Origin of the sequence: Nocardiopsis rhodophaea (genome assembly GCF_039530945.1) — a bacterium.
GTDB lineage: Bacteria > Actinomycetota > Actinomycetes > Streptosporangiales > Streptosporangiaceae > Nocardiopsis_C > Nocardiopsis_C rhodophaea.
Genome location: NZ_BAAAPC010000018.1, coordinates 109,420 through 132,984, shown reverse-complemented (window position 1 = coordinate 132,984; position 23,565 = coordinate 109,420). Strand labels below are relative to the sequence as shown.

The following is a 23,565-nucleotide window of genomic DNA, read 5'->3' as shown; positions in this document are numbered from 1 at the left end:
GCGCGACGCCGCGACCGCTCGTTCGGGCTAGTCGAGCAGGCGGACCATGTCGCGCAGGGTCGGGCAGGGCCAGCGCAGCATGCAGCAGTTGCAGCGCTGCGTGGGAGGGGCGGCCCCGCTGGACAGGCCGCCGCCGTCCCGCGGGTGGTGGAGCTGGAGCAGGCTCAGGCACAGCTCGGCGAACCGGGTGACCTCCTGGCGGGCGTTGGCGTAGAACGCGACGTCATTGATCCGCAGTAGCGCGCTCTCGCTCGCCTGGCGGGGGATACCGACGGTATCCGGGCCCCAGGGCACCGCTTTGACGGCCCGTTCGCGGACGCCTTCGATATAGAGGCGAAGCCGTTCGTGGTCGTCCAGCTGTCCTTCCGCTGATGCTGACATATCGGAAATCGACATCGTGCCATTCCCTCCGGCTCACTGTGCTCCGCCTCAACCCGTCTAAGTAACTAAGCGTACAAACATGATTACTTATTGTTGCAACGAGGATGGGAGAAGGAAATGGGGGCGCGCCGAAGTACATGGCGAATATTCGGGGCGTACACAGGAATGCACGGGTCGTCCCGGGGGCCTGGGACGACCCGTGCTCTTCAGGTGGACGTCGGGGCCGCGCGGGGGATCCGTCGCTCTCCGTAACGTCCATTGGTGACTAACCGCATGTGTCTAGCTGCAGCTCCCGCCGCAGTTGCACGGACCGCCGCTCTGGCATCCGCATCCGCAGCTGGGTCCGCAGTTGCAGCCTCCAGGGGTCGGCGGAGCGGGCGAGGGCTGGGGCATGGGTTCTCTCCTCAAGGACAGGCGTGCACGGGCATTATCCGCCGCGGTTGCACGGACCGCCTTGCCGGCATCCGCGATCGCAGCCGGGGCCGCAAGCGCAGCCCGTGAGGGTCCGCGGAATAGGTGAGGACTCGGGCACGGGTCCCTCCTCAATGGCAGGTGCACGCACGTACTGACCATCCAGGTGTGCCGCCCGCTGGGTGGGCGGCACTTCCGTGGCGCGAATTCGTCGCCGTCACCTGACGTGCCCGATTCTCGCGATCGCCAATCGCCGTGGCCGAATATGGACACGGTGTCGATGGCCGAAACGCGCATGGGCACGGAACCGATCACGTCCCGGGGGACGAGGGGAACGCCGTGATGGGCATATTGCGTCCACATCCTCACCGCGTCCCCTAGCAGGCGATGAGGGCGCGTCCCGAAATGCTGTCAGCGAGGAGTACCCCGGCGACGGCGAGCTTTCCCCACATACGGTCGGCAGTACCGGCCGCCGTCAACCCCACCCCCCGTCGGCGCGGCGAGCGGGCCCGTGCCGCGGCTCAGCGCACGAACGTGCCCGCGGGTGGCTCGGGGGAGTCCACGGCGGTGGCGTCGTCCACCGGCGGCGCCCCGGCGGCGAACCGCTCCAGCTCCTCCCCGCGGAGCAGGCGCGCCATGTCCGGGTCGCGGTGGGCGCGCCGCGCCAGCTCGTCGGCGGGGAGCGGGCGGTCCGACGCGACCAGTACCAGGTTGCCGAAGCGCCGTCCGCGCAGCACGCCAGGTTCGGCGATCAGGGCGACGTCGGCGAAGACGCGCGCCGCCGTGGCGACCTGCGCCCGGACGTGCCGCAGCCGCTGGCCGTCCGCGATGTTGGCGGCGGCCACCGCTCCCGGGCGCAGTACACGTGCGGCCTCGGCGTAGAACTCCACCGAGGTCATGGCGGCCGGGGTGCGCGCCCCCGCGAACACGTCGCAGACAAGCAGGTCGGCGATGCCGTCGCGGCGCTGGCCCAGCCACGCGCGGGCGTCGCCGATCCCGACACGGATCCCGGCCCGCCGGTCCCAGGGCAGCGAATCGCGGACGAGCTCGACCAGCCGGGCGTTGGTGTCGACGGCACGCTGGCGGGAGCCGGGGCGGGTGGCGGCGATGTAGCGGGCCAGGGTGAGTGCGCCGGCCCCGAGATGCAGCGCGTCGATCGGCTCACCGGCCGGTGCGGCGAGATCGGCCACGTGCCCCAGCCGCCGTACGTACTCGAAGTCCAGGTGGGTGGGGTCGGCCAGGTCGACGTGCGACTGCGGGGTGCCGTCGACCACGAGCATCCACGCGTCGGGGCGATCGGCGTCGCGCATGAGCTCGATCCGCGGCGCGGTGACGCCCGGCGCTTCCTGTGTGTCGTTCCTGCCCATCCGCCCCTGCCCACCCAATTGTCGTGCGGGCCGCGCGGCCCTGTGGCCATCAACGGTACGGCGGATGGGCGGCGCGTGAGTAGACGGGAGTTTCGGGGGCGGAGGGGGCGTCGGGGCGGAACCGGCCGTAGCTCCCCCCGTAAAAGACCAGGGGGCCGGGGCGCGCGTCATCGCCGAGCCGCAGGTGGCCCACGCGGGCGACCACGATCAGGTGATCGCCGGCCACGTGCTCGGTCTCGACATCGCACTCCAGCCACGCCAGGGCGCCGGTCAGCACCGGATTGCCCCGCGGTGAGGGGGCGATGTCGAGGCCGGTGAACTTGTCCCCGCCCTTCGCCGCCATCTGTCGGCAGGCCTGCTCCTGATCGGCGCCGAGGATGTTGACGACCTGCCCGTGGGAGGCGCGCAGCACCGGCCAGCTGGAGCTGGTATGGGCGACGCAGAAGCTCACGAGCGGGGGTTCGAGGGACACCGAGGTGAAGGAGTTGGCGGCCAGCCCCACCGGCGCTCCGGTGGTCGCGTCCCGCCCGGTGATCGCTACGACTCCGGTGGCGAAGCGGCCGAGGGTGTCGCGCAGCCGGCGGGTGTCGAAGTCACCCTCGAAACCGCCCGAGGGTTCCCGGTCCCGGGCGGTCCATGCGGCATCGTCCTCTGCGTGTCCCGAGGAGGTGCGCCCCTCAACCTCAACGGCTAAGGTCCATCCCCCTCGGCGGTTGTCGGTCGGCACGGGCGCCGCCTTTCCGCGCTCCTGCGCACTCTGTCCGCTCCTAGCCAAGCGCTTGCTTGGTTAGTACTCTAGCTTCCGTTGGAGGCCCCGTCACCCGGTCCGCCCGGATTCCTCCCGCCGCGACGGGGGCGCCGAACGGCGGGGATGAGGAGCGCAATGGCGCAAGACCACGGAACGCTGGCCGGGGCCGCGGCGGTCGCCGGTGTCGGATACACGCCCTTCACCAAGGATTCCGGCGTCAGCACGACGACGTTGGCCTGCACGGCGATCCTCAACGCGCTCGCCGACGCCGGGCTCGGTGCCGACGACGTCGACGGGATCGCGACCCACCGCGTCGGTGACTCCAGCCCGCCGTGGGTGGTCGGCCCGGCCCTGGGGATCGATGATCCGCAGTGGTACCTCGACCAGTTCGGCGGAGGCGGCGTCTCGCACGCGGTGATCGGACAGGCCGCCATGGCCATCGCGACCGGCACGGCGACCACGGTGGTCTGCTACCGGGCGATCAACGCGCGCTCGGAGTTCCGGATGAGCGGGCAGGGGCGTGCCCCAGCGGGCGCCTTCGACCTGCAGTACCAGGCACCCTACGGACTTCTCGCCCCCGTCCAGCACTACGCGATGGCGGCACGCGCCCACATGCTCGCCTACGGCACCACCCACGAGCACCTCGGGTTGGTCGCCATCACCCAGCGGGCCAACGCCGCGCGCAACCCGCGGGCGGTCAAGCGCGCGCCCATCACGATGGACGACTACCTCGCCTCGCGCTGGATCGCCGAACCGTTCCGGCTGCTGGACTGCTGTCTGGAGACCGACGGGGCCTGCGCCGTGGTCCTGACCTCGGCCGAGCGCGCCCGCGATCTGCGCCGCCCGGCGGTGGACATCGGTGGCGCGGCATGGGGAGGCGGCCACTCGACCTACTCCTCCGCGCCGCCCACGGCCACCGACCTCACCACCTCCTACGCCGCCCGTCTGGCCCCCCGGCTGTACGCGATGGCCGGACTGGGACCGCCGGACGTCGACGTGGCCGAGATCTACGACTGCTTCACCTGGACCGTGCTGGTCCAGTTGGAGGACTACGGCTTCTGCGCTAAGGGCGAGGGCGGCCCCTATGTCGCCTCCGGGGCGACCCGGCCGACCGGAGAGCTCCCGGTCAACACGCACGGCGGATTCCTGTCGGAGGGCTACGTGCACGGTATTAACCACGTGGCCGAGGCCGTCCAGCAGCTGCGCGGGGAGGCGGGGGAGCGCCAGGTCCGCGGGGCCGAGGTCGCGCTCTCCACCGCGCAGCCGGGCTATGTGCTGGCCGGCACCTCGGCGCTGCTGCTGACGGTGAGCCGATGAGCGCCGCGGAGCGCCCCCGCCCCGCGGCCGACCGCGATTCCGCGCCGTGGTGGCGGGCGCTGCGACGGCGCGAGTTCGCCCTCCAGTGCTGCGACGACTGCGCGACTCTCCGCTTTCCACCGCGGGGTGTGTGCGGCCACTGCCGTTCCCGCGGGTGGTCGTGGACCGCCGCACGCGGCACCGGCCGGGTGATCAGCTGGGTCGTCACCCACCACGCCGTCCACCCGGCCTTCGCCGATGCCGTCCCCTTCACCGTGCTCCACGTCGCCCTGGACGACGCGCCGGGACTGTGCTGCTGGGGCGGTCTGACCGGCGCGGGGCCGGGCGCGTTGCGCTCGGGCCTTCCGGTGCGCGCGGTGTTCGCCGACGCCGACGACGAGCTGACCCTGGTGCTGTGGCGGCCACAGGAGGGGACGCACACCTAGCGCTCTCCTGGGGCCGGCCATCGCGAGGCCCCCCTTTTTGGTCGCCGGGTCGCCGGTGCCCGGCCAGGGGCTCACTCCCGGCAGCCGCGCGGCGTCCTCGCCGCACTCGGCGCGATGGCGGCGGGCCCGCTGCGGCCGCCCCCCGGCGGAGCGGCACCGGGAATGACGGCTCACCCGTCCCTGGCGCGGCGCCGCAGCTCCCCCTTGTCGACCTTGCCGTTGGGGGTGATCGGCAGCGCCTGCACCAGCACCACGCGGCGCGGGACCTTGTAGTTCGACATGTGCTCCCGAGCCCAGGCGATCACCCCCTCGGGGGTGATGTCCGAACTCGCGCCCGCGACCACATAGGCGTGGCCCGCCTCGCCCATCCGCGCGTCGGGGACACCCACGACCGCCGCCTGGGCGATGCCCGCGTGGCGCAGCAGCAGCCGCTCGACCTCGGCCGGGGCGACGTTGAAACCGCCGCTGATGAACATGTCCTTCTTGCGATCGACGATCGCCAGGTTCCCGGCCGCGTCGAGTACGCCGATGTCGCCGGTGCGGAACCGCCCGGCGTCGTCGATCGCCTCGGCGGTGCGCTCCGGATCGCCCCAGTAGCCGCGCATGACGCCGTACCCGCCGATCACGATCTCGCCCCGGCGGCCGGTCGGCAGCGGGGCACCGTCATCGTCCGTGATCTCGACGCTCACCCCCGGCATCGGCCGTCCGGTGCTCGTCGCGATGACGTCCACCGCGTCGCCCTCCCGGGTCATGGACACGACCGTGCCCTCGATCAGCCCGTAGGCGTTGATCATCCGGCGGACCACGCCCTGGTCCAGCAGGCCGCGGATCAGCTCCGGGGGAACCGAGGCCGCCCCGCAGATCCCCACCCGAAGGAGGGGGTCGTCGCGACGCCGCCGCGCGGACCGCCCCTCGCTCTGTTCCAGAACGGCGAGGAGCCGCTGGAACATGGCGGGAGGCCCGGCCAGCACGCTGATCCGCTCGTGTTCGATCAGCTCCATCAGCCGCGCCGGGTCGAACCGGGGCTGGGGGAGCAGCGTCGCCGCCCGCATCACTCCGGCCAGCAGTCCCGCGTTGACGCCGAACCCGTGCGAGAACGGAGCGATCACCGGGTAGCGGTCGTCCTCGCCCAGCCCCACCACCGCGGACCAGTCCCAGTACCCGCGCAGCAGCTGGGCGTGGTGGATCATCACGCCTTTGGGAGCGCCCGTGGTCCCGGAGGTGGCCAGGACCTCGGCCAGATCGAGTCCCCGCACCGACAGCGCCCGGCCTTCGGCGGTGCCGCCGCTGACCTGGTCGGCCCGGGCGCGGAACGCGGCGAAGGACTCCACACCCCAACGCGCCGCCGCCGGATCCTCCGGGGGCGCGTCGATCAGGACCACGCGCCGCAGGTCGGGCAGGTCCGCGAACACGGTCCCGTCGCCGGGTCCGCCGCTGACCTCCTCGATCAACCGTACGAACGAGGTGTCCAGAAAGTACTCGGTGGCGAACAGCAACCGCGCCCCCGTGCGCCGCAGCAGGTCGGCCGCCTCGAACCCCTTGAACCGGCTCGACAAGGGGACGATCACCGCACCCGCGTCCCAGATCGCGAAGGCCAGCTCCGCCCATCGCGCGGAGTTAGGGCCGATCACCGCCACCCGGTCACCGGCGTGCACGCCGGTGGCGATGATCGCCCGGGCGAGCCGCGAGGCCTCCCGCGCCAACCCCGCGAGGGTGCGCCGGGAGTCGGAGTCGACCAGCACCTCAGCGTCCGGGCGGGCGCGGGCCTGGGCGCGCAGCATACGCGGGATCGAGGTCCAGCCCCGGGGCACCGGGGCGATCTCCGGCGCGGCGCCGTTCGGCTCATGGGTGGGGGAGGTCCGCATGGTGGTGTCCTTCCGCCTCCGCGCGGGTCCGGGCGAGGTGGTGGCCGCGGTCGTCGGCCACGGCGCCGGGACGGTGCTCGTCGTCGGTGTGCGGCTCGATCACGAGGTCGATCCGCACGGGGGTCAGGCCGGCCAGTACCTGCTCGATGCGTCCGCGCCACATCGGGTTCTCCACAAGAGAGGGGCGCGCGAAGACGACGCGGAGTGTGGCCGTGTCGAGGGTGCCGGGGCGGGTGACGTGCAGGGTCCAGTGGGCGATGCCGTCGATCGGTGCCAGCGCCCTCTCCAGTCGGGCGACGGACAGCCACTGTCCGCGCACCAGCACGCGGTCGCCGACCGTGTGCCGGGGGAGGGGGATCGCAGTTGCGCCGCGTCCCAGGACGGCGACGAGACCCGTGCGCACGGTCGCGGAGGACAGCTCGGAGTGCCACAGGGGACGGGTGACGATCTCCGCCGCCCCCGCGGGGTAGGGCGGGACGAGGAGCCGATCCTCGGTCAGCGGGGCCAGCCCCACCGTCCCCGCCACCGTCGGCACAAGGGTTCCCTCGACACCGCGGGCCAGCGGGGCCTGGAATCGCGGGTCGACGAGGAGATCGGTGACCTCCGCGTCGAACTCCTCCGCCAACTGGCGCCGGGCGCCCGGGGCTGCGATCTCCCCCGCGAGCAGGATCCGGCGCAGGCCCAGGTCGAGCGGGTCGAGTCCGAACTCCAGGTGGAGCCGGGAGAGCAGGTCCATCGCGCCGGTCGTGGTGGCGACGATGGTGGTCGCCCCGACCACTTCCAGGGCGCCGTGCAGCCGCATCCGCCCCCGCGGCCCGATCGCGGCGGCGCTCGCCCCGGCGGCGACGGCGGCTTCGGCCAGCAGCGTTCCCGCCTGCGCGCCCTCATTGTTCAAGGCCACGACGACACGGTCGCCCGCCCCGACCCCGGCGGCGGCCAGCGTCCGCGCGCCGACGTCCACCGCCGCGCGTCGATCCTCCGGACTGAGCGCGGTGACCGTACCGGTCCCGGGGGCGACCAGGAGCATGCCGGCGCCGCCGACCGACCCGATGACGGTGTCGTCGTCGCTGAACCAGGCGTCGGTTCCGCCACGGCGTCCTTCGACGGCCGCTGATTCCGCGTCCTCCGCCATTTCCCGCCCTCCCTCTGCGCCTCGGCCGTGTGGCCTTTTCCTCGTGCTTCAGGGTGCGCGTCGTCCCCTACGGTCCACTTCCGAGCTCCGCCCCGGTCGTGGGCGCTACTTCCTGGCGGAAGAGCTTGATCGCGTTGCAGACGTGCTCATGGCCGAGCCCGCCCACCTGGGTTTGCAGGATGAGGTCGGTGGCCCCGGCCGCGCGGACGCGCTCGACGGCCTGGCGCGAGCCCGCCACGTCGTCGATGACGACCATGTGGTGGTCGCGCAGCGTCTGGAGCGCCTCCTCCGGAGGCATACCGGCCGCGAGCTGGCCCAGCACGCGGTGGGTGGCGTGCCGGGCGTCGTAGTAGTCGGGCGGGGTCACCAGGTTGACCTGGCGCCGGATGTACCACAGCACGGCGTCGGCGGCGGTAGTGACCGCCTCGTCCCGGGTGGGCGCCACGTGCCACGGGATCATCAGCGCGACGCGGCGCGAGGCGGGGTCGAAGCCGTGCTCGGCCAGGGTCGCCTTGTAGGCGGCGATGTCCTCGGCGACGTCGTCCAGACCCTTGAGCATCGTCATGCCGAGCAGGTGGTAGCCGCGCCGGGCGGCGGCGCGGTAGCCGTCGAGGCTGGTGGAGGCCACCCATACAGGGGGGTGCGGGTCCTGGAGCGGGCGCGGGTGGACGGAGACGCCGGGCACGGTGAAGTACGGGTTGGCGATGGTGACCGGGGCGCCGTTGGCACCCCAGATCTCCAGCACCGCGTCCAGGGAGTCCTGCCAGATCCGCCGCGACTGCTCGAAGGGGCGGTTGAAGGCCTGGTACTCCAGGGGAGACGCACCGCGCCCCGTACCGAACTCCACCCGGCCGCCGGACAGCAGGTCCAGCGTTGCCACGCGTTCGGCCGTGCGGACGGGCGACTGGAACGGAAGCAGCACCACTCCCAGGCCGAGTCGGAGCCGACGGGTGCGCTGCGAGATCGCCGCGAGGGTGAGGTCGGGCGCCGAGGAGTGCGAGAAGCCCCGCGTGAAGTGGTGCTCGACCAGCCACACGGCCTCGTACCCGAGCTCGTCCGCCAACTCCGCCTGGGCCACGACCCCGTCGAACGCCCGCTTCTCCACCTCCCGCGTCCGGCCGCGGACCTCGACCTCGTACCCCAGGCTGACTCGAAGCGACGGCATGCACGCCTCCGATGGTCGCAACAACCAAGCGTTCGCTTGGTAGCGTAGCAGCGGGAGGCAGCGCCGATAAGGGGTCACCGTGGACGGGGGCGCGTCGCCGGGCGAAAACACGGCTGCTAGCACACCTCAGTGCCGCTAGCCTGGTTTTCCACCGCTTAGGGCCGTCGCCCTGAGCCCACGAGTTTCCATCACTACCGAGGAGTGGCCGTGCTACTGCGGATGTCGACCCTGTTCCTGCGCACCCTGCGTGAGGACCCGGCGGACGCCGAGGTGCCGAGCCACAAGCTGCTGGTCCGCGGCGGGTACGTGCGCCGTGCCGCGCCCGGTGTCTACTCCTGGCTGCCCCTCGGCAAGATCGTGCTGGACAACGTCACCGCGGTGGTGCGCGAGGAGATGAACCGCATCGGCGCCCAGGAGGTGCTGCTGCCCGCCCTGCTGCCCCGCGAGTACTACGAGGCCACCGGGCGCTGGACGGAGTACGGCGACACCCTCTTCCGCCTCGTCGACCGCAAGGGCGCCGACTACCTCCTCGGCCCCACCCACGAGGAGCTGTTCACCCAGCTGGTCAAGGGCGAGTACTCCTCCTACAAGGACTTCCCCGTGATCCTCTACCAGATCCAGGAGAAGTTCCGCGACGAGGCCCGCCCCCGCGCCGGTATCCTGCGCGGCCGCGAGTTCCACATGAAGGACTCCTACTCGTTCAACCTCGACGACGAGGGGCTGCAGGCGTCCTACGACGCGCACCGCGACGCCTACATCCGCATCTTCGACCGACTCGGCCTGAAGTACGTCATCGTGGCCGCCACCTCCGGCGCCATGGGCGGTTCGGCATCCGAGGAGTTCCTCGCCGAGGCCGCCACGGGTGAGGACACCTTCGTCCGCAGCACCGACTCCGACTACGCCGCCAACGTGGAGGCCGTGCGCGTTCCCGCGCCGCCCGCCCTTCCCGTCGAGGGCCAGCCCGAGGCGACCGTGCACCACACCCCCGACACCCCGACCATCGAGACGCTGGTCGACTTCTTCAACTCCTCCGGGCTGGCGGACGGCACCGTCACCGCCGCCGACACGTTGAAGAACGTGCTCCTCAAGCTGCGCCAGCCGGGCGAGAAGGACTGGGAGATCATCGGCATCGGCCTGCCCGGCGACCGCGACGTCGACATCAAGCGGCTCGAAGCGGCCGTCGAGCCCGCCGAGGTCGCGATGCTCGACGAGGACGACTTCGCCGCCAACCCCTTCCTGGTCAAGGGCTACGTCGGCCCCAACGCGCTGCTCGCCAACAAGCTCCGCTATCTCGTCGATCCCCGCGTCGTCGAGGGCACCCGGTGGATCACCGGCGCCGACAAGGCCGAGCACCACGTGATGAACCTCGTCTGCGGGCGCGACTTCACACCGGACGGCACCATCGACGTCGCCGACGTGCGCGACGGCGACCCCTCACCCGACGGCCACGGCACGCTCTACACCGCCCGCGGCATCGAGATCGGCCACGTGTTCCAGCTCGGCCGGAAGTACACCGATGCCTTCGAGGTCGACGCGCTCGGTCCCGACGGCAAACCCAAGCGGGTCACCATGGGTTCCTACGGCATCGGCGTCTCGCGCGCCGTCGCCGCGATCGCCGAGCAGTCCTACGACGACAAGGGCATCATCTGGCCGCGGGAGGTCGCCCCGGCCGACGTGCACGTGGTCGGCACCGGCAAGGGCGAGCAGATCGAGGTCGCCCTGCGCATCGCCGAGGAGCTGGAGGCCAAGGGCGTCCGCGTCCTCGTCGACGACCGCAAGGGCGTCTCTCCCGGCGTGAAGTTCACCGACGCCGAACTGCTCGGCATCCCCACCGCCGTGATCGTCGGCAAAGGCCTGGCCCAGGGCGTCGTGGAGCTGCGCGACCGCGCCACCGGCGAGCGCGAGGAGATCGCGCTGGACGCCGTGGTCGAGAAGGTCACCGCCATCGCCACGGGCGCCTGAGCCTCGGGGCGTCCGCCGGACGACCGCCGGACGCCCCCGTTGATCTCGGCGATATCGACCTAATTCTGGCGGACATTCGGTCGATATCGCCGAGATCAACGGATGTGCGGGGGCGGGTCACTCCGCGGCGTCGGTCTTTGGCGCCTGGTCCGGGGAGAACCCGGGAAAAGGTGTGAGCTTGCCGCCCCACTCCAGTGCCCGGACGGTGGCCGACTGGAGGGATCGGGCCGCCAGATCGCGCAGCACCGAGTCGGAGGCGGCGGCCAGCTCCAGGTAGCCCTGGGCGGTCTGCTCCTCCAGCCGTGCGGCGTAGGTGTCCAGGTCGGCGTCGTCCGTGGAATCGGGCAGGCCGTAGGCGCTTTCCGACGGGTCGGGCTCGGCCTCGCGCTCCGCGAGCAGCGTGCTCAGGGTGTCGCGCTGGGCCCGGTGCGCGTCCAGGTGCTCGTAGGACCGCTCCCGCCGGCCGCCGGCGCAGTGCGCGCCGATGTAGGCGTAGCCGTACACGGCGGCGTGCTCCGCGCGCAGGGCGACCCGCAGCGCGCCGATGTCGGTGAACTCCCGGGGGTCCTCGGGTGTGGCACTCATATCAGCCTCTAAGCCTCCGCCAGCAGATGCGCGTGTCCGAGTTCACAGGCGCCGATAGAAGCGATCAGCTGGGCCAGACCCCCGTCGGCGACCTTGGCCGACTGCCGGCCGCGCGCACCGGCCGCGCTCGTCTCCGCCACGTGCAGTGCCGCCACCGAGACGGCCGTCCGCGCGACGGGACCGGGTGTGGGGCTCGGTGAGGTGACGGACATCCCGGGCCTCCCGCCCCGCTCGTCCTGGGTGGGCAGCCGCTCCCGCAGTGCGGACAGGTGGCTCTTGTGGTCGCCGAGGAACCTCCGCAGCAGGTCCACCGGCCCCTCGCCGGCGTCCACCGTCGCCTCGTACCGGGCGATCATGCGCTCCTTCTCGGTGATGACGGCGCGCAGCACGAACTCGTCCGGGCTGATCTCGCTGGGATACCAGCGTCGCCCCTGGCAGGCACTGAGTCCGATGGTCGCGAGGCCCGCGATCGCACCGATGACGACCGTTCGGCGGCTGACAGCCCCGGCGTCGTGGCCCAAGCCCCTTCTCCTCACCCTTCTCAACGTTGGAACGCCCATCTTTCCACGGCGGGCGCGCCTTTGGCGCAACCGCGCGCGGGGCGGCCACACTGGAACCACACTGGAAAAAGCATGTCCGATCGCCGGGCGGAGAGGCCTGGGGAGACGCTGACTGTGGATACCCTTGATCTCAAACCGCCGTCGTCGTGACGTGCGGACAACTTATGTCAAGAGCTGGACCGCCCCGTCCTCGCGGAGGAGCGCGGGTGGAATTCGCCGAGGAGGATCACAGATGGGGGCGCAGGCTCGCCGCGACCGTCTCGCCGAGCTGCTGGAGCCGGTCTTGGCCGACGCCGGCCTGGATCTGGAGGACGTCGAGGTCACCCCGGCGGGCAAGCGTCGTCTGCTGCGGGTCGTCGTCGACTCCGACGACGGTGTCGACCTCGACTCGGTCGGGGCTATCACCCAGGACATCACGGCGACGCTCGACGCCAGCGACGTCATGGGCAAGGCCCCCTATGTGCTCGAAGTGACCTCCCCTGGTGTGGACCGGCCGCTCGCTCAGCCCCGGCACTGGCGGCGCGCTCGCGGCCGCCTGGTGCAGGCCCGACTCGCCGAGGGCGGTGAGGTCCAGGGCCGTGTGATCGACGCCGACGAATCCGGCGTCACCCTGGACGTCGAGGGCCAGAGCCACCAGTACGGCTACGCTGACCTGGTACGCGGCAAGGTCCAGGTGGAATTCCGCCGCGCCGCCGACGCTGACGCGGCGGACTAGAGGGGGAGCCCCGTGGATATCGATATGAGTGTCCTGCGCAGCTTGGAGCGCGAGAAGGACATCTCGGTGGATCTCGTCGTCAAGGCGATCGAGGACGCCCTGCTGATCGCCTATCACCGCCAGGAAGGGACGGAGATCCCCGCGCGCGTCGAGCTCGACCGCACCACCGGGCATGTCACGGTGTGGGCCGCCGAGACCGACGACGAGGGAACCGTCGTCCGGGAGTATGACGCCACCCCCACTGGATTCGGACGCATCGCGACCTCCACCGCCAAGCAGGTCATCCTGCAGCGGCTGCGCGACGCCGAGGACGAGTTGACCCTCGGTGAGTTCGCCGGCCGGGAGAACGAGATCGTCTCGGGCCTGATCCAGCAGGGAAAGGACCCGCGCAACGTCCTGGTCGACCTCGGCAAGATCGAGGCCATCCTGCCGCCGCAGGAGCAGGTCCCCGGCGAGCCCTACGAGCACGGCGAGCGCCTGCGCGCCTACGTCGTGCAGGTGCGCAAGGGGCATCGCGGCCCGTCCGTCACGCTGTCGCGGACCCACCCCAACCTGGTGCGCAAGCTGTTCGAGCTGGAGGTTCCGGAGATCGCCGACGGTACCGTCGAGATCGCGGCGATCGCCCGTGAGGCCGGACACCGCACCAAGATGGCGGTGAAGTCCAACAAGGCGGGCGTCAACGCCAAGGGCGCGTGTATCGGCCCCCTCGGCAGCCGCGTGCGCAACGTCATGGCCGAGCTGCACGGGGAGAAGATCGACATCGTCGACCACTCCGACGACCCCGCGGTGTTCGTCGGCAACGCGCTGTCCCCGGCCCGCGTCAACGAGGTCGAGGTGCTCGACGCCGCGGCCAAGGTCGCCCGGGTCACCGTCCCCGACTACCAGCAGTCGCTGGCCATCGGCAAGGAGGGGCAGAACGCCCGGCTGGCCGCCCGGCTCACCGGCTGGCGCATCGACATCCGCTCGGACGCCGAGCCGGTGGAGGCCGCGACCGGTTTCCGGCCGATCGAGCCAGACGCGGCTCCGGACGACGGAACCGACCATGCCACCGGACAAGCCGATGCCTCGCCGCGCTAGAATGGGCGAAAGCGACCGGTCGCATCCCGTACGTATGTGCGTGGGCTGTCGGTCGCGGGCAGCCCAGTCCGACCTGGTACGGCTGGTGGACGATGGTGGCGTGGTGACGCCCGACACCACCGGACACCTCCCGGGCCGGGGCGCCTATCTGCACCCCGATCCCCGCTGCTGGCAATCGGCCGAGCGGAGGCGGGTGTGGCCGCGCGCCTTCCGGACCACAGGCCGGTTGGACACCTCGCGCGTCACCGCCTTCTTCGCCGAGGAATCGCGTTGGAGCGGGGCACGATAGACCGATAGGGTTGGAATGATCGCGTCGCCGCGATGGTTGTACTCACCGTCGGGTGGCGGGTCGAGTCATGCCAGCATGCCTGGCCGACTCTGACCCATTGTTGTGTAGCGACGAGAAAGCGGGTCGAGATTGCGATGAGCGCTCGATGAGTACGCAGCGATGAGTACGTCAAGCTAGCGACGGTCCGGCACAAGCCCATGTCCCGGACCGAGATAGAGGAGAGCAGTGGCGAAGGTCCGGGTATATGAGCTCGCGAAGGAGTTCGGAGTAGAGAGCAAGGCTGTTCTGGCCAAGCTCAACGAAATGGGCGAATTCGTGCGGTCGGCGTCCTCCACGATAGAGGCCCCCGTCGTCCGTCGGCTTCAGGAAGCTTTCAACAACGGTTCCGCGGAGAAGAAGGGCGGCGCCAAGCCGCGCCCCGCGGAGCCCAAGCCGCGTCCGCGCGGTGAGTCCCAGGCCCCGGCGAAGCCCGCCGCGGCCGATGGCGGCGCGTCCGCGCGCCCCGCGCCCAAGCCCGGCCCGAAGCCGGGTCCGAGCGCCCGTCCTAGCGCCCCCGGTGGTGGCGCTCCGAAGCCGGGTCCCAAGCCGGGACCGCGTCCGGCGAGCCCCAAGGCCGACAAGGCGGACAAGGCTGACAAGACAGAGCGGCCCGCCGCTCAGAAGCCGGGTGGCCGCCCCGAACGCGGTGGCCGTCCCGACTCCGGCAAGGGGCCCCGCCCCGGCCCGCGTCCCACGGGTCCGCGTCCGGGGAACAACCCCTTCGCGTCGACCGCGACCGGCATGGGCGCCAAGCCCGCCCCGCGTCCGGGCCCCCGGCCCGGTCCGCAGGGAGGCGGCCAGCGTCCGGGTGGCGGTGCGGCCGGTAGCGGTTCGCGTCCCGGCGGTGGAGCGGGTGCCGGCACCGGCGGCCCGCGTCCGCAGGCGCCGCGCCCGCAGGCCCCGCGTCCCGGCGGTGGCGCCGGTTCCGGTGGGCCGCGCCCCGACGGCGGTGCCGCGGGTGGCGCTCCGCGTCCGGGTCCCCGCCCCAGCCCGATGAACATGCCGTCGTCGCGTCCGACGCCGACGACGGGCGGCGGCGGCCGTGGTGGCCCCGGAGGGGGTCGCGGCGGCGGTGGCCGTCCCAGCGGCCGTGGTGGCCCCGGTGGCGGCGGTGCCCGTCCCGGGTTCGGCGGCGGTGGCGGCGGTCCGCGTCCCGGCGGTTTCGGTGGTCGCCCCGGTGGCCCCCGCGGCCGCGGAGGCGGCACGGCGGGTGCCTTCGGGCGTCCGGGCGGCCGTCCGGGCCGTGCCCGCAAGTCCAAGAAGCAGCGGCGTCAAGAGTTCAACGAGCTCGGCGCTCCCAGCTTCGGCGGCGTCAAGATTCCGAGCGGCAACAACCAGGTCATCCGCCTGTCGCGCGGCGCGTCCCTGTCGGACTTCGGCGACAAGATCGACGTCAACCCGGCGTCGCTGGTCCAGGTCATGATGCACCTGGGCGAGATGGTCACCGCGACCCAGTCGCTGCCCGACGAGACCCTGCAGCTGCTCGGCGAGGAGCTGAAGTACGTCGTCGAGGTCGTCAGCCCCGAGGACGAGGACCGCGAGCTGCTTGAGTCCTTCTCCATCGAGTTCGGTGAGAACTCCGGCACCGACGCCGACCTGCGTCCGCGTCCGCCGGTGGTCACCGTCATGGGCCACGTCGACCACGGTAAGACCAAGCTGCTGGACACCATCCGGAACAGCAACGTGGTCAGTGGCGAGGCCGGCGGCATCACCCAGCACATCGGTGCCTACCAGGTGTCGACCACGGTCGACGGTGAAGAGCGCAAGATCACCTTCATCGACACCCCGGGCCACGAGGCGTTCACCGCCATGCGTGCCCGCGGTGCCCAGGCCACCGACATCGCCATCCTGGTGGTCGCGGCCGACGACGGTGTGAAGCCGCAGACGGCGGAGGCCATCGACCACGCGAAGGCCGCCGGCGTGCCGATCGTCGTCGCGGTCAACAAGATCGACGTCGAAGGGGCCGACCCGCAGAAGGTCCGCGCCCAGATGACCGAGTACGGCGTGGTCACCGAGGAGTACGGCGGCGAGACGCAGTTCGTCGACATCTCCGCCCTCAAGGGCGAGAACCTCGACGCGCTGCTGGAGGCCGTCGTCCTGACCTCCGACGCCGCGCTCGACCTGCGGGCCAACCCCGACATGGAGGCCCAGGGCCTGGCCATCGAGGCCTACCTGGACCGCGGCCGCGGTTCCACAGCCACGGTGCTGGTCCAGCGGGGCACGCTCAACGTCGGTGACTCGATCGTCTGCGGCGACGCCTACGGCCGAGTCCGGGCCATGCTCGACGAGCACGGCAAGAACGTGGAGCACGCCGAGCCGTCCCGCCCGGTCCAGGTGCTCGGTCTGACCAACGTGCCCAGCGCGGGCGACAACTTCCTGGTCGTCAAGGACGACCGGGTCGCACGCCAGATCGCGCAGCAGCGCGAGGCGCGCGAGCGTTTCGCCCAGCAGGCCAAGTCCAGCCGCCGGGTCACCCTCGACAACTGGCAGAAGACCCTGGAGGAGGGGGAGCGCAACGAGCTGCTCCTGCTCATCAAGGGCGACATGTCCGGTTCGGTCGAGGCCCTGGAAGAGTCGCTGCTCAAGATCGACGCCGGCGGCGACGAGGTGGCCATCCGCGTCATCGGTCGCGGTGTCGGTGCGATCACGCAGAACGACATCAACCTGGCCGCGTCCGCGAACGCCATCATCGTCGGCTTCAACGTTCGGCCGGAAGGCAAGAACAGCGAGCTCGCCGACCGCATGGGCGTCGACATCCGCTACTACTCGGTCATCTACCAGGCCATCGACGAGGTCGAAGCGGCCGTCAAGGGTCTCCTCAAGCCCATCTACGAGGAGGTCCAGCTCGGTTCCGCGGAGATCCGCGAGGTCTTCAAGGTGCCGAAGATCGGCAACATCGCGGGTGCGATCGTCCGCAGCGGCATCATCCGGAGGAACGCCAAGGCACGCCTCATCCGCGAGGGTGTGGTCATCTCGGAGAACCTCAACGTCGAGTCGCTGCGCCGGTTCAAGGACGACGCCACCGAGGTCCGCGACGGCTACGAGTGTGGTATCGGCATCGGCTACAACGATCTGCGCGTGGAGGACGTCATCGAGACGTATGAGATGCGGGAGAAGCCGCGTGACTGACACTGATGTGACAGTGTGAGTCCTCAGGTCCCGGACCCCGGCCTCGTGTCGGGGTCCGGGGTCCGTCTGTCGAATCCCTTCCGGCCCAAGCCGCGCCGTCAAGCGGCCCACACATGACATCAAGATCGCGAAACTCGGCGCGCATGGCGCGGAACGGACGCTTGTTCGTCGGAGCACTGACGCTCGACGTCCTTCTCGGCGATGTCCGCTCCCTGAAGGAGAAGCGTTCGGTGATCCGGCCCATCGTGGCCGAACTGCGGCGGAAGTTCTCCGTGTCGGTCGCCGAGACCGGCGACCAGGATCTCTACCGCCGGTGCGAGATCGGCGTCGCCGTCGCGGCCTCCACGGCCGCGCACTGCTCGGAGGTCATGGACTCCTGCGAGCGATTTGTCGCGGGACGCCCCGAGATCGAGCTGCTCTCCGCGAGGCGGCGGCTCTTCAGCTCAGAGGAAGAATAGTAACCATGGTTGACGCCGCACGGGCGCGCAAGATCGCCGACCGCATTCAGCGGATCGTGGCCGAGATGCTGGAGCGCCGTATCAAGGACCCGCGTCTAGGGTTCGTCACCGTCACCGACGCGCGACTGACCAACGACCTGCGCGACGCCACGGTGTACTACACGGTGTTCGGCCCCGAGGAGGAGAAGGCCGGCACGGCCGCGGCGCTGGAGAGCGCCAAGGGCGTGATCCGCTCCGAGGTCGGGAGGCAGACCGGGCTCCGGCATACTCCCAGCCTCACCTTCGTGTTGGACGAGGTCCAGCAGAACGCCCAGCACATCGAGGAGCTGTTGGCCCAGGCCCGGCAGTCCGACGCCGAGGTGGCGCGCGCCGCCTCCACGGCCACGCCCGCCGGCGAGGCCGACCCCTACAAGACGCCGCGCGAGTACGACGAGGACGAACACGGCGTCTGATCCGCGCCGCGCGGCGCGGGGCCGCACCGGGCGCCCATCGGCGCCCGGTGCGTCGTCTTTTCCCAGCGACCCAGAACACGAGGGACCAGCTTTTCCCATGGCAGACAATGGCGTCGTCATCGTCGACAAGCCCGCCGACTGGACGTCGCACGACGTCGTCGCGCGGGTCCGGCGGCTCGCCGGAACCCGGAAGGTCGGCCACGCCGGCACCCTCGACCCCATGGCCACCGGCGTGCTGGTCCTCGGGATCGAGAAGGGCACCAAGCTCCTCGGCCACCTCGCCCTGACGGAGAAGGTCTACGAGGCCACCCTCCGTCTGGGGCTGGCCACCACCACCGACGACGCCGAAGGAGAGCTCGGCCCGCGGGTGGACGCGGCACAGGTCGACGACGAGCGCATCCGCGCCGGGGCTGCGGCGCTGACCGGCACCATCGAGCAGGTCCCGCCCCAGGTCAGCGCGATCAAGGTGAACGGAAAGAGGGCCTACAAGTCGGCCCGCGCCGGGGAGACGGTCGAGCTCAAGGCGCGCCCGGTGACCGTGTCGGAGTTCGCCGTCGGCGACATCCGGCGCGTGGTCGACGCCGAGGGCACCATGATCGACATCGACGCCCGCGTCACCTGCTCCAGCGGCACCTACATTCGCGCCCTAGCCCGCGACCTGGGGGCGGCGCTGGGGGTGGGCGGCCACCTCACGGCGCTGCGCCGCACGCGGGTGGGCCCGTATGACGTGTCCCAGGCCCGCACCCTGGACCAGCTGGCCGAGGAGTTCACCGCGTTGCCGCTCGCCCAGGCGGTGGCGGCCGCCTTCCCGGTCCGTGTCCTCAACGAGGCGGAGACCCGCAAGATCGCGCACGGCAACCGCATCGCGCCGGGCGAGCTGGGTGCCGGACCGATCGGCCTGTTCGCGCCAGACGGGACCGTGGTCGCTCTGGCCGAGGACACCGCCCGCTACAGCAAGCCCATTGTCGTGTTCGAGCCCGCGGGAAGCTGAACCGCGGCCGCGGAACTCCCGGTCCCTCCGTTGATCTCGGCGATATCGACCGAATGTCCGCCAGAATTAGGTCGATATCGCCGAGATCAACGGAGGGGTGGGGCGGAAACCGACGCGGAGGCGGCATGGTGATCGCAGCCGTGGCGGGAACGGTACCGTTGATCCGGGACTTTTCGCCGAGATTTCGAGCGGACATTCGTCTGAGGGGAGCTGTTGGACGTGCGGCGTTGGGGCGGGCTGGAGGAGATACCCCGGGACTGGGGCCGGTCCGTTGTGACCATCGGGGTGTTCGACGGTGTGCACCGCGGCCACCAGACCATCCTGCGCACAGCGGTCGACCAGGCCAGACGGCTCGATCTGCCGGTCGTGGTCGTCACGTTCGAACCGCATCCCGACTCGGTCGTGCGCGACCTGCCGCACCCGGCCGTGCTCACCCCGCCGGACCGCAAGGCCGAGCTGCTGGCCGAGCACGGGGCCGACGCGGTGTGCGTGCTGCCGTTCACCGTGGAGCTGTCCCGGCTTTCCGCGGAGGAGTTCGTGCAGCACGTCCTGGTGGACCGGCTGCACACGGCGGCGGTGGTCGTGGGGGAGAACTTCCGGTTCGGACACAAGGCGGCGGGCGATGTGGACGTGCTGCGGACGCTCGGCGAGAAGTACGACTTCACCACCGAAGGGGTGCGGCTGGTGGCGGATGCCGACACCATCACCTCGACGCTGATCCGCCGCTACCTCAGCGAGGGGAACGTCGCCGAGGCACGGGTCGAGCTGGGGCGTCCGCACCGGGTCGAGGGCCGGATCGTGCACGGCGCGGCGCGCGGGCGCGAGTTGCTCGGTTTTCCCACGGCCAACCTCGACTGCCCGGCGCACGCCGCGATCCCGGCCGACGGCGTGTACGCGGGGTGGCTGCTGCGGACCGCGCCGGGGGAGCACGCGGAATCATGCTGGCCGGCGGCGATCTCCGTGGGCACCAACCCCACCTTCGAGGGCAGCCCGCGGACCGTGGAGGCGTACGCGCTGGACCGCGACGACCTCGACCTGTACGGCGAGGCCATGGCCATCGAGTTCGTCCACCACATCCGCGGTCAGCTGCGCTTCGACAGCGTCGACGAGCTGATCGAAGCGATGCGGCGCGACGTCGACCAGGCCCGCGAACTGATGGCCGGTACCGACGGCGATCCGTCGGATGTCGGGTGACCTCGCTGTTTGCGGTAGACTGCGACGAGTACACAAGGATCGAGATCGTGCTCGCCGCCGTCGCGGGGGCGGGCAGCGCCGATCAGGCCGATCACCGTCCCGCGGGTTCACGCGGGGCCGGTGCCTCGATCCTCCATTGACGGTGACTGTTCGTACGCGCGGTCACCGCGGCTGCGCCCCGCCTGCTATGTGCGGAGCATTCCCATGCCCGCGTACTGACGAAAAAGAAGAATGGAGCGACGTGTCGATCGACGCCGCCACCAAGGAAAAGATCATCGCCGAGTACGGCACCGCCGAGGGCGACACCGGTTCGCCCGACGTTCAGGTCGCGCTGCTGACGCACCGGATCACCGAGCTCACCGAGCACCTGAAGACGCACAAGCACGACCACCACAGCCGCCGTGGCCTGCTGCTGATGGTCGGCCGCCGTCGCCGCCTTCTCAAGTACATCGCGAAGAAGGACATCAACCGTTACCGGAAGCTCATCGAGCGCCTCGGCTTGCGCCGCTAGGCAGGTGACGTGGGGGAGTGGCCTCGGCCGCTCCCTTTCTTAGTAGTGTGTGGGTGTGGCACCCGCCGCTGTGGCCAGGGAGTATCGTCCGCAGTGGTGGCTGTGTGAATGCGTTCGCCCTTCGCGGCTCTGTCGCATCCACACGTGATAACTCCATCGCAATTGAAGTGTTCCCGCGGTCCTCACCCTCGACTGCCGCGTCGAGGCCGGTCCTCGGTAGTGGTCTTCGGCTCGCCCCCCAGCGGAGGCGCGCCGAGGGCTTCGATCGATGACCGGTCGTCAGGGCCCTCCGCGCACACAGCGCCGAGCGGCTGAGACGTCATCTCGACGACGATCACCACACTCTTCGGGGTACGGACGCGGGACCTCTTGGAACAAACCTGTAGTAGGAGGTCGCCCATGGAGGGCGCGTATTCCGCCGAAGCCGTCATCGACAACGGTCGCTTCGGCACCCGTACCATCCGCTTCGAGACGGGCCGTCTCGCTCGTCAGGCCGCCGGCTCCGCCGTCGCCTACCTCGACGACGAGACCATGGTCCTGTCGGCCACCACGGCTTCGAAGCGGCCCAAGGAGAACCTCGACTTCTTCCCGCTGACGGTGGACGTCGAGGAGCGCATGTACGCCGCGGGCCGCATTCCCGGCTCGTTCTTCCGGCGTGAGGGCCGTCCGTCCGAGGACGCCATCCTCACCTGCCGCCTGATCGACCGGCCGCTGCGCCCGTCGTTCCGGCACGGCCTGCGCAACGAGATCCAGGTGGTCGAGACGATCATGTCGCTCCACCCGGACCACCTCTACGACGTCGTCGCCATCAACGCCGCGTCGATGTCCACCCAGCTCGCCGAGCTGCCGTTCTCCGGCCCGATCGGCGGCGTCCGCGTGGCACTGATCGAGGGCCAGTGGGTCGCGTTCCCGACCCACAGCGAGCTGGAGAACGCCACCTTCGACATGGTGGTGGCGGGCCGCGTGCTCGACGACGGGGACGTCGCGATCATGATGGTCGAGGCCGAGTCCACGGTGCACACCCTGAAGCTCGTCGCCGACGGTGCTGTCGGCCCCAACGAGCAGACGGTCGCCGAGGGCCTTGAGGCCGCCAAGCCGTTCATCAAGGTGCTGTGCCGGGCCCAGCAGGCGCTGGCCGACCAGGTCCCGCCGACCGAGATCGCAGCCGAGTTCCCGATCTTCCTCGACTACGAGGACGACGTCTACGCCGCCGTCGACAGCGCGGTCCGCGAGCAGCTGACACAGGCGCTGACCATCGCCGACAAGCAGGAGCGCGAGACCGAGCTCGACCGCGTCAAGGCGCTGGCCGGGGAGAAGCTCGCCGAGGACTTCGAGGGGCGCGAGAAGGAGGTCGGTGCGGCCTTCCGCTCGCTCACCAAGCAGCTGATGCGGGAGCGCGTGCTGCGCGACAACGTCCGCATCGACGGCCGCGGCCCCAAGGACATCCGCCCGCTCAGCGCCGAGGTCGGCGTGGTCCCGCGGGCGCACGGCTCGGCGCTGTTCGAGCGCGGTGAGACCCAGATCCTGGGTGTCAGCACGCTGAACATGCTGCGCATGGAGCAGACGGTCGACACGCTCAACCCCGAGCGGACCAAGCGCTACATGCACAACTACAACTTCCCGCCGTACTCCACCGGGGAGACCGGCCGCGTCGGCTCGCCCAAGCGCCGCGAAATCGGCCACGGCGCGCTGGCGGAGCGGGCGCTGCTGCCCGTTCTGCCGTCCCGCGAGGAGTTCCCGTACGCCATCCGGCAGGTGTCGGAGGCGGTCGGCTCCAATGGCTCCACGTCCATGGGCTCGGTCTGCGCCTCCACCATGTCGCTGATGGCGGCGGGCGTCCCGCTCAAGGAAATGGTGTCCGGTATCGCCATGGGTCTGATCAGCGAGGGCGACAAGTTCGTCACGCTGACTGACATCCTCGGCGCCGAGGACGCGTTCGGCGACATGGACTTCAAGGTCGCCGGGACCCGTGAGCTCATCACCGCACTCCAGCTCGACACCAAGCTCGACGGCATCCCCGCCGAGCAGCTGGCCAAGGCGCTGCAGCAGGCCCGCGGCGCGCGGCTGGCCATCCTGGACGTCATGCAGGAGGCCATCAACCGCCCGGCCGAGATGAGCCCGCACGCGCCGCGCATCCTCACCGTCAAGATCCCGGTGGACAAGATCGGCGAGGTCATCGGCCCGAAGGGCAAGATGATCAACTCGATCCAGGAGGACACCGGCGCCGACATCACGATCGAGGACGACGGCACCATCTACATCGGCGCCGTCGACGGCCCGTCGGCCGAGGCCGCGCGGGACACGGTCAACAGCATCGCCAACCCGACGATGCCGGAGGTCGGCGACCGCTACCTCGGTACGGTCGTCAAGACCACCGCGTTCGGCGCGTTCGTCTCCCTGCTCCCGGGCAAGGACGGCCTGCTGCACATCTCGCAGATCCGCAAGCTGCACGGCGGCAAGCGCATCGAGAACCTCGACGATGTCATCAGCATCGGCGAGAAGATCCAGGTGGAGATCCGCGAGATCGACGACCGCGGCAAGCTGTCGCTGATCCCGGTGGAGGTCGTGGAGGCCGAAGCCGCCGCGGCTGACGGTCCCGACACCGCGGAGGCCAAGGACACCGAACCGGAGAAGGACGAGTCCGAGGGTGACAACGGCGCGCCGCGCCGTCGCCGCCGCACCCGCGGTGCCCGCAGCGAGAACACCTGATTCCGTGACGAACGCATGACCGGGGCGGCCGCACCACAGGGTGCGGCCGCCCCGTCGCGTTCGCTCACGCGATCCCTGACACA

21 protein-coding genes are annotated in these 23,565 nt (G+C 70.9%); 13 read left to right on the top strand and 8 right to left on the bottom strand.

Annotated features, from left to right (window positions below):
* Nucleotides 1–27 precede the first annotated feature (27 nt).
* The 3 genes from ABD259_RS19655 to ABD259_RS19645 all read right to left on the bottom strand — a co-directional run bounded on the left by ABD259_RS19655 (nt 28) and on the right by ABD259_RS19645 (nt 2,736).
* Nucleotides 28–396 (bottom strand): hypothetical protein, encoded by a 369-nt coding sequence (locus ABD259_RS19655; RefSeq protein ID WP_344100925.1) that lies wholly within the window; start codon nt 394–396, stop codon nt 28–30.
* 917 nt (nt 397–1,313) lie between these two features.
* Entirely contained in the window at nt 1,314–2,159 is an 846-nt protein-coding gene (locus ABD259_RS19650; RefSeq protein WP_344164407.1) for a spermidine synthase, read from the bottom strand.
* A gap of 49 nt (nt 2,160–2,208) precedes the next feature.
* Nucleotides 2,209–2,736, bottom strand: coding sequence for a flavin reductase family protein (locus tag ABD259_RS19645; protein WP_344101313.1), 528 nt, complete (start codon nt 2,734–2,736; stop codon nt 2,209–2,211).
* Between the two features lie 306 nt (nt 2,737–3,042).
* Between ABD259_RS19645 and ABD259_RS19640 the strand changes: the two genes are divergently transcribed.
* Together ABD259_RS19640 and ABD259_RS19635 are read left to right on the top strand one after the other, a co-directional pair.
* A complete protein-coding gene (locus ABD259_RS19640; protein WP_344100920.1) occupies nt 3,043–4,224 on the top strand; it encodes a thiolase C-terminal domain-containing protein in 1,182 nt (393 codons plus the stop codon).
* Complete coding sequence (locus ABD259_RS19635; RefSeq protein WP_344100918.1) at nt 4,221–4,649, top strand: Zn-ribbon domain-containing OB-fold protein; 429 nt, start codon at nt 4,221–4,223, stop codon at nt 4,647–4,649. Before ABD259_RS19640 ends, ABD259_RS19635 begins: the two co-directional genes overlap by 4 nt.
* Before the next feature lie 170 nt (nt 4,650–4,819).
* Here the strand turns inward: ABD259_RS19635 and ABD259_RS19630 are convergent, their stop codons facing one another.
* The 3 genes from ABD259_RS19630 to ABD259_RS19620 all read right to left on the bottom strand — a co-directional run bounded on the left by ABD259_RS19630 (nt 4,820) and on the right by ABD259_RS19620 (nt 8,811).
* On the bottom strand, nt 4,820–6,514 hold the full coding sequence (locus ABD259_RS19630) for an AMP-binding protein (protein WP_344100915.1): 1,695 nt from the start codon (nt 6,512–6,514) through the stop codon (nt 4,820–4,822).
* Nucleotides 6,492–7,646 (bottom strand): phenylacetate--CoA ligase family protein, encoded by a 1,155-nt coding sequence (locus ABD259_RS19625; RefSeq protein WP_344100913.1) that lies wholly within the window; start codon nt 7,644–7,646, stop codon nt 6,492–6,494. The genes ABD259_RS19630 and ABD259_RS19625 overlap by 23 nt, the downstream gene beginning before the upstream one ends.
* A 67-nt stretch (nt 7,647–7,713) precedes the next feature.
* Nucleotides 7,714–8,811: an LLM class flavin-dependent oxidoreductase gene (locus ABD259_RS19620; RefSeq protein ID WP_344100911.1), complete on the bottom strand. Its 1,098-nt coding sequence runs from the start codon at nt 8,809–8,811 to the stop codon at nt 7,714–7,716.
* A gap of 207 nt (nt 8,812–9,018) precedes the next feature.
* Between ABD259_RS19620 and ABD259_RS19615 the strand changes: the two genes are divergently transcribed.
* Entirely contained in the window at nt 9,019–10,773 is a 1,755-nt protein-coding gene (locus ABD259_RS19615) for a proline--tRNA ligase (RefSeq protein WP_344100909.1), read from the top strand.
* Between the two features lie 117 nt (nt 10,774–10,890).
* Here the strand turns inward: ABD259_RS19615 and ABD259_RS19610 are convergent, their stop codons facing one another.
* Complete coding sequence (locus ABD259_RS19610) at nt 10,891–11,358, bottom strand: ferritin-like domain-containing protein (RefSeq protein WP_344100907.1); 468 nt, start codon at nt 11,356–11,358, stop codon at nt 10,891–10,893.
* Between the two features lie 8 nt (nt 11,359–11,366).
* Nucleotides 11,367–11,879, bottom strand: a complete 513-nt coding sequence (locus ABD259_RS19605; protein WP_344164404.1) for a hypothetical protein — start codon at nt 11,877–11,879, stop codon at nt 11,367–11,369.
* A gap of 271 nt (nt 11,880–12,150) precedes the next feature.
* On the opposite strand from ABD259_RS19605, the gene rimP reads away from it, so the two are divergent.
* From rimP to ABD259_RS19555, 10 genes are all read left to right on the top strand, one after another.
* A complete protein-coding gene (rimP, locus tag ABD259_RS19600; RefSeq protein ID WP_344100903.1) occupies nt 12,151–12,633 on the top strand; it encodes a ribosome maturation factor RimP in 483 nt (160 codons plus the stop codon).
* A 24-nt stretch (nt 12,634–12,657) separates the two neighbouring features.
* Nucleotides 12,658–13,710, top strand: coding sequence for a transcription termination factor NusA (gene nusA, locus ABD259_RS19595; protein ID WP_344101311.1), 1,053 nt, complete (start codon nt 12,658–12,660; stop codon nt 13,708–13,710).
* Nucleotides 13,676–13,999, top strand: a complete 324-nt coding sequence (locus ABD259_RS19590) for a YlxR family protein (RefSeq protein ID WP_344100900.1) — start codon at nt 13,676–13,678, stop codon at nt 13,997–13,999. The genes nusA and ABD259_RS19590 overlap by 35 nt, the downstream gene beginning before the upstream one ends.
* A 225-nt stretch (nt 14,000–14,224) precedes the next feature.
* On the top strand, nt 14,225–17,167 hold the full coding sequence (infB, locus tag ABD259_RS19585; protein ID WP_344164401.1) for a translation initiation factor IF-2: 2,943 nt from the start codon (nt 14,225–14,227) through the stop codon (nt 17,165–17,167).
* Between the two features lie 161 nt (nt 17,168–17,328).
* On the top strand, nt 17,329–17,625 hold the full coding sequence (locus tag ABD259_RS19580) for a DUF503 domain-containing protein (protein ID WP_344101309.1): 297 nt from the start codon (nt 17,329–17,331) through the stop codon (nt 17,623–17,625).
* A 5-nt stretch (nt 17,626–17,630) separates the two neighbouring features.
* Complete coding sequence (rbfA, locus tag ABD259_RS19575; protein ID WP_344100896.1) at nt 17,631–18,077, top strand: 30S ribosome-binding factor RbfA; 447 nt, start codon at nt 17,631–17,633, stop codon at nt 18,075–18,077.
* A gap of 97 nt (nt 18,078–18,174) precedes the next feature.
* Entirely contained in the window at nt 18,175–19,068 is an 894-nt protein-coding gene (gene truB, locus ABD259_RS19570; protein WP_344100894.1) for a tRNA pseudouridine(55) synthase TruB, read from the top strand.
* A 219-nt stretch (nt 19,069–19,287) separates the two neighbouring features.
* Nucleotides 19,288–20,262, top strand: a complete 975-nt coding sequence (locus ABD259_RS19565) for a bifunctional riboflavin kinase/FAD synthetase (protein WP_344100892.1) — start codon at nt 19,288–19,290, stop codon at nt 20,260–20,262.
* 241 nt (nt 20,263–20,503) lie between these two features.
* A complete protein-coding gene (gene rpsO, locus ABD259_RS19560; protein ID WP_344100890.1) occupies nt 20,504–20,773 on the top strand; it encodes a 30S ribosomal protein S15 in 270 nt (89 codons plus the stop codon).
* 399 nt (nt 20,774–21,172) lie between these two features.
* Nucleotides 21,173–23,482 carry a polyribonucleotide nucleotidyltransferase gene (locus tag ABD259_RS19555; protein WP_344100888.1) on the top strand — a complete coding sequence of 770 codons (2,310 nt, stop codon included), beginning with the start codon at nt 21,173–21,175 and terminating at the stop codon, nt 23,480–23,482.
* The last annotated feature ends 83 nt before the right edge of the window (nt 23,483–23,565 follow it).